This is a genomic window from Bacillus cereus group sp. BfR-BA-01310, assembly GCF_022664325.1.
Classification (GTDB): Bacteria; Bacillota; Bacilli; order Bacillales; family Bacillaceae_G; genus Bacillus_A; species Bacillus_A paramycoides.
In genome coordinates this window covers 26,411-35,429 of the sequence record NZ_JAKUHD010000030.1, presented here as the reverse complement: position 1 = coordinate 35,429, position 9,019 = coordinate 26,411, and the positions used below count along the sequence as shown (strand labels likewise).

The following is a 9,019-nucleotide window of genomic DNA, read 5'->3' as shown; positions in this document are numbered from 1 at the left end:
TCTTAGCAAGGATGACGCATAAGTATTTAGGATGGAGCATTAGCTATGGTCTGTTGTTTTTCGATTTAATAGTTGCTTTTTCATCTTATTTCATCATTGGTGCAGAAAAGCTGATGCTGACAATTATTATGTTATATGTAGGAACAAAAGTGATGGAATTTGTAATCGAAGGTTTGAATCCGAAAAAGGCCATTACGATTATTTCTGATAAACCGAATGAAATTGCCGAACAGGTGACTACCTTAATGGACAGAGGGGTTACCGTATACTCAGGTCATGGTTATTACACAAAAACCCCGAAGGACATTCTTTATATTGTTATTAATAAGCAAGAAGTAATGAAGTTAAAACGGATTGTTCAATCTACTGATCCGAGTGCTTTCATCGCTATACACGATGTTCGTGATGTGTTTGGGGAAGGATTTGTTGATATTTCTAAGGCTTAATAAGAGGCTACTTAAAAAGAGTTAGAATTTGTTTATAAAAATATATCTTAATGCGAAAGTATGAGAATCTATTTTGATCAATCTTTTTTCAAAATAGATTCTTTTTATTTATCCCGCTATTTGCGGGCAGTAAGACTCCCACCTCAAAATTCGGCACATGCGAGGAAGTTAGGTAGGAGATTAACTGCCCGTAAAAGCCCGATTGTTGTGGGCTAATAATCAGAGGGGGATGGCCCCCCTCTGATTAAAGTTTTACTTTATCGTAAAATGTTTGCTTGTTGGGTAGTATTTATCAATCTTTATTCCAAAGCTACATTACCATACTAATCCAACTGTATTCCAAACAACCGTGTCATAGCATTTTGTTTTTCTTTTTCTTGCAAAAAGTCCAATTCTTTCTTAATGTAAGAATGTAGAAGGATGAACAAGAGAGGGTTTAATGAAAATGATACATATTTTATTAGCTGATGATGACAAACATATTAGAGAGTTATTACATTACCATGTACAAAAAGAGGGGTTTAAAGTTTTTGAGGCTGAAGATGGAAAGGTAGCACAGTCCATATTAGAGAAAGAAAATATTCACCTTGCGATAGTGGATATTATGATGCCGTTTATTGATGGCTATACGTTATGCGAAGAAATTCGAAAGTATCATGATATACCTGTTATTTTATTAACTGCAAAAGATCAGTTAGTTGATAAAGAAAAAGGATTCATTTCTGGTACTGACGATTATATTGTAAAACCATTTGAGCCAGCTGAAGTAATTTTCCGTATGAAAGCTTTATTGCGTCGTTATCAAATGCTTAGTGCCGACATTATTACGCTACACGGAACGACAATTGATCGAAAAGGATTTGAAGTGAAGTGTAACGGTCAGACGATTTTGCTGCCATTAAAGGAATTCGAATTATTATCGCAGCTTGCTAGTTATCCTGGAAGAACATTTTCGAGAGAAGAATTAATTGAGTTAGTGTGGGGAATGGACTTTGAAGGGGATGAACGGACAGTTGACGTTCATGTGAAACGACTTAGAGATCGTTTCTCAAAACGAACAGATGATTTTCAAATTACAACAGTGCGTGGACTCGGCTATAAGTTGGAGTTGAAATAAGATGAAATCACTGTATTCTAGATTTGTTTTTATGACAGTTGGCATTATGCTACTTAGTAGTATTATCGGTTTTTTATTAACGAATGTGTACTATCAAGTGAAGTTAAAACCGTACAATAGTGAAAAGATTTTAAAGTATGCTGAAGAAGTAAAATCGTTATACGAAAAGCAAAGCGAAGAAAATAAAGAGGCATACTTACAATCTATTGCGAAATTAGGATATGAAATTTATATTGTAGATGATCAAAAGAATGGAAAGCGTATTGGGAATGCGTTTCGTAAGATAACTATTAGTGATGATACAGTTCATAAAGTATTGCAAGGTGAAACGTTTAATGGCGTTTCCACATATCCAACCCGCTTGTTTATTACAGGGTTTTTCGATAATGAATTAATTAATAGTGTAGGTGTCCCATTAAAACATGGTGATAAACAGTATGCTCTATTCATCCGCCCTGACATTCAGCAACAATTTGGTGAGATGAGAATTTTTCTAGCGGTACTACTCGGTTTTATCGTTGTATTAAGTATCATTTTTATAGCGATTGCAGCAGGTTATATCGTTCGTCCAATTCGAACATTTACGAAAGCTACCAAAAAGATTGCAAGTGGTGAATATGATATCGAATTAGATGAAAATCGAAAAGATGAAATTGGTACGCTAGCAACTAATTTTCAAAAGATGACGAAAAGTATAAAAGAATTAGACCAAATGAGACAAGAGTTCGTTTCTAACGTTTCTCATGAATTCCAATCGCCACTTTCTTCGATACAAGGTTTTTCGAAAACGTTACAATCGGAGAATATGAGTGAAGATGAAAGAAAACGTTACTTGAAAATTATTGAGGGCGAAAGTAAGCGAATGTCTAGTCTTTGTAAACAATTGCTGACGCTAGCTTCTTTAGATAAAGAAGAAAAGGTTCTACAAATAAAAGAATTCCATCTACAAAAGCAAATTAAAGACGTCATTTTTATGCTCGAATGGAAGTGGCGTGAGAAAGATATAGCCGTTGAATTTGACGTGCCGGACATCGTCATAAAAGGTGATGAAAACTTACTTCATCAAGTATGGAGTAATATTTTTACGAATAGCATTAAGTTTTCAAACGATGGCGGGACCGTTGAATTTGTTGTAGAAGAATTAGAATCTAGCGTTATGATCTCTATATCAGATAACGGAATTGGTATGGAAAAAGAAGAAATGGACCGTATTTTTGATCGTTTTTATAAAGTAGATACAGCAAGAACGAGAAATATAGAAGGTAGTGGTTTAGGATTATCTATTGTACAGAAGATCGTTGAACTGCATAATGGAAAGGTTTCGGTATATAGTACGAAGGGGGAAGGGACGACTGTTCGGGTTGAGCTTCCTAAATAAATGAAAAGGAAGAGGCTGTTTTTGGAACTGCCTCTTCTTTTTTTGTTGTTAATTTTTTTCGATTGGTCGATATATTTGAAAAATCACCGATATATTGTCACTTACGTGTAAAGTGACAAAAAGTTGTTTGAAAAATGCGAGTCATTCTATTCCATAATTGAGCCAGTTTGTGGGAATAAGACTAGCAGGAAGTTTATTTGAAAATGTAGAATCCCTACAGAGTTATAAGGATTTTATTGAAACTTTAACTATTTAGGGAGGAGATTACTTTGAAGCGAATTGACTTGTTGTTAAACGTTCTAGATTCAACATTCGATAAAGAGAGTTGGTATGCACCGTTTAAACATGCTATAGAAGGACTTACAGCCGAACAGGCTATCTGGAAACCATCTGGAGAGGGAACGAAAACCATTTGGGAGAACGTTAATCATCTCATTTATTACAAAGAGAGACTTGCTGCAAACTTGGAAGGTCGTGAATGGACACATAATCTCGACGGTGATGAAACCTTTTATCTTACCGAACAATCCAATGATGATAAGGAATGGAAGGAAGTCGTTGAACGTTCTGAAAGTGCTCAACGTAATTTAAGACAGGTATTAAGTGCGATTTCCGAAAGAGAGCTTGAGCAAAATTCACTTGAGGGGAAATTACTGGACATCATGCTTCACGATGCTTATCATACAGGCCAAATTATTCAATTAAGGAAAATGCAGGGGTCTTGGCCATCAAATCGTTAACTGAACGTTTTAGTTATTCCATTAAAGGGTGCTATTGTTGAATAAAACTTAGATTTTTAAACGACGTTATTGCTATATTTCTAGTGAAGTACCTTACATCCAAAATTAAATAACTATATTTTTAACCCCGTCCCAAATTTAGAACGGGGTTATGCTTGTTTGAGCTTTTAAAATAAAATAATTTTACTATCTCGACACATTACTGCTCAGATAATATTGTCTTTCCGCTATAAAGCCGCACCTCTCCCACGTTCTTCCTTAAACCGAACCCCAAAAGTATCCGCCGTAATTTCATTAGCTTTCGGTAATGAACGTAATTTCGGATGAAGTAGCCATACGAGAGAAATAAATAAAATCCCGATGCTAGCGAGTGCGAAAATGAGTTGGCTACTAAATATATTTGCGGTGTATCCACCAATTAAAGAACCAAATGGCATAGCGATTGTACCCATACTTCGCATGACTGAATTGATGCGTCCAATATATTGATTTGGAATTACAATTTGACTAATTGTCGCAAATAATATGTTGGTGGCACCAATTGGAATCCAAGCTAGGCCGAATAAGAAAATAGACAGCCATTGAAAGGGTACGATTGTAGAGAGAAACCAAAAAACAGCGCCAGTCGCAAAGCTAATAATGGAGACACGGCCAACATTACGTTTGCCGACCCATGAACTGAATAATGCACCGATGAGACTACCTGCTGATATAGCAGCTAAGAAGAAGCCATATGATTTCACGCCTCCTAAAGAATCAGCGAAAGAAGGGAGTATTGCCATCGTCATACCGATAGAAAAATTGGCAACAACTGAACCGATTAGGAATACTCTCATTAAAGAACGAAAGACGATTGAAAAGCCTTCTTTTAATTCAGAGAAATATTGTTTAGGTGAAAGTGATGTGCTGGCTTCAGTTTGTTTCGGCATTTTTAATGAAATAAATAAAAGGGCAGTAATCGCGAATGTAAAGGAGTCGATTACATATAAAGTAATTGCGCCAAGTAGTGCTACTAATATTCCAGAAAGAGTTGTACAAATTAAATCAATTCCTTGATAAGCAAATGAGAAGAGTGAATTTCCTTTTAATAATTGTGTTTTATTCAGTAGAAGTGGTAAAGCTTTTGATTGTGCGGGATAGGCGAATTGTTCGATAAAGGATACGATGGGCATAATGATGAGTAGTAATTGAACTGTTAGTAGATCGAAGTAGTGTGTAATAGGAATGATTAATATAAGGATGCATTGCAAAACTTGTGTGATTACGAGGGTGTTTTTTATTGACCATCTATCAACGAATGGACCGGTAAGAAATTGTAATGCAGAAGGTAATAATGTAAGGAAACCAGCCAATCCAGAATAAAAAGGATTGCCACTAAGTTTATATACGAGCCACATCGCGGCTACATAATACAAGCTATCTCCTATGTTTGTAAAAATTCTCCCTAAAAATAATAAGAGGAAATTCCGGTTTTTTAATACGTCCATTTTATCTACTCCTTTATATTAAATTTATTCGGTAAAATAAATTTGACCGTTGGTGTAAAAAAAATCGTATTACGATTTTTCTTCTTCTTTAACAAATTGCTGCATTGTTCTCTCAGCGATTTGAAGTGCAGTAGTAGAAATATAATAAGCTTTACTATTTGGATCTTTATCTGCACCTTTTGTGATTTCGTTTAATTCATACATTAATTCATGAAACTTTTTCACCCACACTTGAAATTGTTCGGGCGTAGCATCAAACTCCCAGCAGGATGAAACGTAATTCCACTCAGCTGGATCTTCACTTACTTTTCGTAATGTAAAAGCTTCTTCTGGTGCAGCGAGAATATGGCTTTTCGTTCTTTCTGTCATTTGTAAAAAGATTTGGCGACCTGATTCGCTTAATATTTCTAAATGAGGTAATAGGTCCGCGGCAGGGGTGAAGCCTCTAGCGACAGATTGATAAAACTTTTGAACGATGCCATTCTTTTCTTCTGTATAAACAATCTCTATAAAACCATTCTTTTCTAATTCTTTTAAATGATAATGAATTTTCGCCCTTGGAATGCCGAATTTCTCAGATAGTAGTTGTCCTGTATAAGGACGTTCGCATAGACGCATCATCATTTCGACACGTAGTGGATCGCTTATTGCTTTTAGTTGGCTATAAGTAGTTAGTGTTAACATGGGCTTCAAAATGATCAACTCCTCAAATTAAATTACTCGGTCAATATTATTTGACTGAATTGTATCAAGGATTTTAGGTATTTTCAATAATTTCTGAAAATTTAATCTTTCCTCTGTAATCTTCTGTTCATATTCCGTTCATATTTCTTTTTTATGATAGGTGCATAGAAAGAAAGAGGAAGGAGCGAGCGAAATGTTTTTAGCTCTGCGTGAATTAAAACAATCAAAATTAAGATACGGATTAATCGGACTCATTATGGTTTTATTATCATTTTTAGTCCTTGTCATTTCAGGATTAGCAAATGGATTATCATATGATAATGCTTCGTCCATTCAAAATATGGAGGCAAATAAATTTGTATTAGCGGATGATGCGGAAAATAAATTACTTCGTTCACAAATTAAGAAAGACGATGTAGATAACGTAGTAAATCAAGTAGGCGAGAAAGAGGCAGTTCCGTTTCGCGTGAAAGTTTCAACTTATGAAAAGAAAGATAGCTCGAAAAAAGTTGATGTCGCTATTTTCTCAAGTGAACGTGCTTCATTTTTAGAACCGAAAATTGTAAAAGGTGAGAAATTAGGTACAGCAAATAACGAAATGGTTGCTGACGAATCAATTAAAGAAAAAGGAGTCGATATTGGGGATACAATTATCGATCCTGTTTCAAAGAAAGAATTTAAAATCGTTGGATTTACGAAAGATCAAATGTTTAGCCATACACCAGTCGTTTATGTAAATGAAGATGTATGGGGAAATATCGCACAACCAAACCAAAAAGATTATAGTGCAATTGCGCTTAATACAGATAAAGAAATTAAAAATGCACATGTTATCGACAAAAAAGAAGTATTACAAAGCATTCCAGGATTTAAAGAAGAGCAAGGAACATTAACGATGATCATTGCATTCTTACTTGTTATCGCTGCGCTACTAATCGGTGTATTCTTCTACGTAATTACACTACAAAAAACACAGCAATTAGGTGTATTAAAAGCAATCGGTACGAAAAACTCTTATTTAGCAAATAGCTTAGTCGTGCAGGCGTTATTCTTATCAGTTGTTGCGATGATTATTAGTATCGTCCTTGTACAAGGATTGGAACAAATCTTACCAGCGGGTATGCCGTTCTTATTAACAACACCGATGATTGCACAATATGCAGCAATCTTTATCGTAATTAGTATTTTAGGAACACTTATTTCGTTATACCAAGTATTAAAAGTTGATGCATTAGAAGCAATTGGAGGCGGGATGTAATGACTTCATTATTAAAATTAGACAAAGTAAGTAAAGTGTACGGAGAAGGGAATACTGAAGTAACAGCCCTTCATCCGATGTCGCTTGATGTGAAAGCTGGAGAGTTTATCGGAATCGTTGGTCCTTCTGGATCAGGAAAAAGTACATTATTATCAATCGCGGGTGCATTACTATCACCTTCAAAAGGGGATATTTACATTCGTGAGCAAAATATTACGAAGTTATCAGAAAAGGAAATGACAGACATTCGTTTGAAAAAAATCGGCTTCATTTTCCAATTCGCAAACCTTGTTCCATATTTAAATGTAAAAGAACAATTGCTTTACATTGCAAAGCTAAAAAAAGAAAGTAAACAAGAATCAGAAAAGCGCGCGGATCATTTATTAGCGGCATTTGGATTAGGAGAAAGAAAAAAACATTATCCAAATCAACTATCTGGTGGAGAAAAACAAAGGGTAGCAATCGCTCGTGCTTTCATGAACAACCCAGATTTAATATTAGCTGATGAACCAACTGCAAGCTTAGATTCAAAACGCGCACGTGAAGTCGTTGAAATGATGAAACGTGAAGTGAAAGAAAGCCAAAAAGCAGCAATTATGATTACGCATGATGAAAGAATGCTTGATGTATGTGATCGTATATTGACGCTTAGAGATGGACAGTTAATATAAAAGTTAATACAAAGAAAAAATGACAACCGTACATAAATGTGCGGTTGTCATTTTCATAGATTATTTTAAAATAGTTATAATTGCTTTATTTTGAGAAAAACATTTTAATTTTATTGCGTGTTAATAATAAAAGTCCACCAATGATGGATAACATTCCTAGTGGCACGTTACTTGATTGTTCACTACCAGCTTTAGGAAGTTCTCTAGTGTTATTGTTTGCATTTGTAGTACCAGTATTTGTCTCTGTTTGTTTCGATTGTGATACTTCATTAATTTTGTTATCTACATTTTGCTTCGTTGTATGTAACTCAGCTAATTTGTCGTCAATTTTTTTCTCAGTATGTTTAAAATCGTTTATTTTGATATCTAAGTCTTGTTTTTTCTGTGTTAAATCATCTGAAACAGTTTGTTTTGATTGCTTAATTTCGTTCAATTTATTTATTAAGTTCTGTCTAGCCTCTTGTAACTCAGCTAGTTTATTTTTTACATCTTGTTTAGCTAGTTCTAAGTTAGATGAAAGACTATCTAAATTTTGTTTAATTTTCTTAAGTTCCTCTAACGTGTTACCAGTATTCGGCTTATTTTCTTTTAGCTCAGCAAGTTTCTCCTCAGCAGTTTGTTTCGCTTTCTTTAACTCAGCTAATTTTTCATCTACCTGTTTTTTTACTTCCTTAAGTTCATTAACCTTCTGATCGATGTTCTCTTTATGCTGCTTAATTTCATTCACTTTTTCATCGACTGTTTGTTTATGATCTTTAAGTTCATTAACCTTGTCATCGATATTTTGCTTATGCTCTTTAATTTCAGCAACTTTGTCATCTACTTGTTTTTTATGCTCTTTAATTTCAGCGATTTTCTCATCGGCGATTTGTTTGTCTTGCTGAAGTTTTGCATCTAACTCTTGTTTATGTTGTTTAATTTCGCCGATTTTTTCATCAGCAACTTGTTTATGCTGCTTAATTTCGTTTACTTTTTCATCAGCATTTTTCTTAACTTGGTTAAGTTCATTTAACGTTTGATCCACATTTTCTTTGTGTTGCTGAAGTTTTGCATCTAATTCTTGTCTATGTTGCTTAATTTCAGCTAATCGATCTCCAGTACTTTGCTGAGCAGTAGTATCATTTACTTCCGCATGAGCTGAGTTAGAGCCAGCAATCATTGCTAAAGCTAATGTAGACGCAGCAATCGTTTGTTTTGTTTTCATATTTTTGTACCTCTTTTCTTTCATATGCGTGAGC

Annotated in this window: 9 protein-coding genes; 6 read left to right on the top strand and 3 right to left on the bottom strand. The window is 34.7% G+C overall.

What is annotated here, in order from left to right; all coding sequences use genetic code 11:
* The 4 genes from MR109_RS26755 to MR109_RS26740 form a co-directional block, all read left to right on the top strand.
* A partial coding sequence (locus tag MR109_RS26755; RefSeq protein WP_242274494.1) for a YitT family protein occupies window positions 1-446 on the top strand: 446 nt, incomplete at its 5' end.
* Window positions 447-885: 439 nt separating this feature from the next.
* Window positions 886-1,563, top strand: coding sequence for a response regulator transcription factor (locus tag MR109_RS26750; protein WP_002172629.1), 678 nt, complete (start codon window positions 886-888; stop codon window positions 1,561-1,563).
* Window position 1,564: 1 nt separating this feature from the next.
* A complete protein-coding gene (locus MR109_RS26745) occupies window positions 1,565-2,941 on the top strand; it encodes a sensor histidine kinase (RefSeq protein WP_178939522.1) in 1,377 nt (458 codons plus the stop codon).
* 269 nt (window positions 2,942-3,210) lie between these two features.
* Window positions 3,211-3,681: a DinB family protein gene (locus MR109_RS26740; protein ID WP_242274493.1), complete on the top strand. Its 471-nt coding sequence runs from the start codon at window positions 3,211-3,213 to the stop codon at window positions 3,679-3,681.
* Window positions 3,682-3,908: 227 nt separating this feature from the next.
* Here MR109_RS26740 and MR109_RS26735 read toward each other — a convergent pair whose 3' ends face one another.
* Together MR109_RS26735 and MR109_RS26730 are read right to left on the bottom strand one after the other, a co-directional pair.
* Window positions 3,909-5,168: an MFS transporter gene (locus MR109_RS26735; protein WP_025148622.1), complete on the bottom strand. Its 1,260-nt coding sequence runs from the start codon at window positions 5,166-5,168 to the stop codon at window positions 3,909-3,911.
* A gap of 69 nt (window positions 5,169-5,237) precedes the next feature.
* On the bottom strand, window positions 5,238-5,861 hold the full coding sequence (locus tag MR109_RS26730; RefSeq protein ID WP_242274492.1) for an ArsR/SmtB family transcription factor: 624 nt from the start codon (window positions 5,859-5,861) through the stop codon (window positions 5,238-5,240).
* Window positions 5,862-6,045: 184 nt separating this feature from the next.
* On the opposite strand from MR109_RS26730, the gene MR109_RS26725 reads away from it, so the two are divergent.
* Window positions 6,046-7,110, top strand: coding sequence for an ABC transporter permease (locus tag MR109_RS26725; RefSeq protein ID WP_242274491.1), 1,065 nt, complete (start codon window positions 6,046-6,048; stop codon window positions 7,108-7,110).
* On the top strand, window positions 7,110-7,781 hold the full coding sequence (locus MR109_RS26720; protein ID WP_048373050.1) for an ABC transporter ATP-binding protein: 672 nt from the start codon (window positions 7,110-7,112) through the stop codon (window positions 7,779-7,781). The genes MR109_RS26725 and MR109_RS26720 overlap by 1 nt, the downstream gene beginning before the upstream one ends.
* 85 nt (window positions 7,782-7,866) lie before the next feature.
* Here MR109_RS26720 and MR109_RS26715 read toward each other — a convergent pair whose 3' ends face one another.
* Complete coding sequence (locus MR109_RS26715; protein ID WP_071718993.1) at window positions 7,867-8,985, bottom strand: LPXTG cell wall anchor domain-containing protein; 1,119 nt, start codon at window positions 8,983-8,985, stop codon at window positions 7,867-7,869.
* Window positions 8,986-9,019 lie beyond the last annotated feature (34 nt).

What these genes read in the sequence shown, in the direction of transcription:
- MR109_RS26735 (WP_025148622.1), bottom strand. Translation starts at nt 5,168, where the DNA reads ATGGACGTATTAAAAAACCGGAATTTCCTCTTATTATTTTTAGGGAGA.
- MR109_RS26720 (WP_048373050.1), top strand. Translation starts at nt 7,110, where the DNA reads ATGACTTCATTATTAAAATTAGACAAAGTAAGTAAAGTGTACGGAGAA.
- MR109_RS26715 (WP_071718993.1), bottom strand. Translation starts at nt 8,985, where the DNA reads ATGAAAACAAAACAAACGATTGCTGCGTCTACATTAGCTTTAGCAATG.
- MR109_RS26750 (WP_002172629.1), top strand. Translation starts at nt 886, where the DNA reads ATGAAAATGATACATATTTTATTAGCTGATGATGACAAACATATTAGA.
- MR109_RS26745 (WP_178939522.1), top strand. Translation starts at nt 1,565, where the DNA reads ATGAAATCACTGTATTCTAGATTTGTTTTTATGACAGTTGGCATTATG.
- MR109_RS26725 (WP_242274491.1), top strand. Translation starts at nt 6,046, where the DNA reads ATGTTTTTAGCTCTGCGTGAATTAAAACAATCAAAATTAAGATACGGA.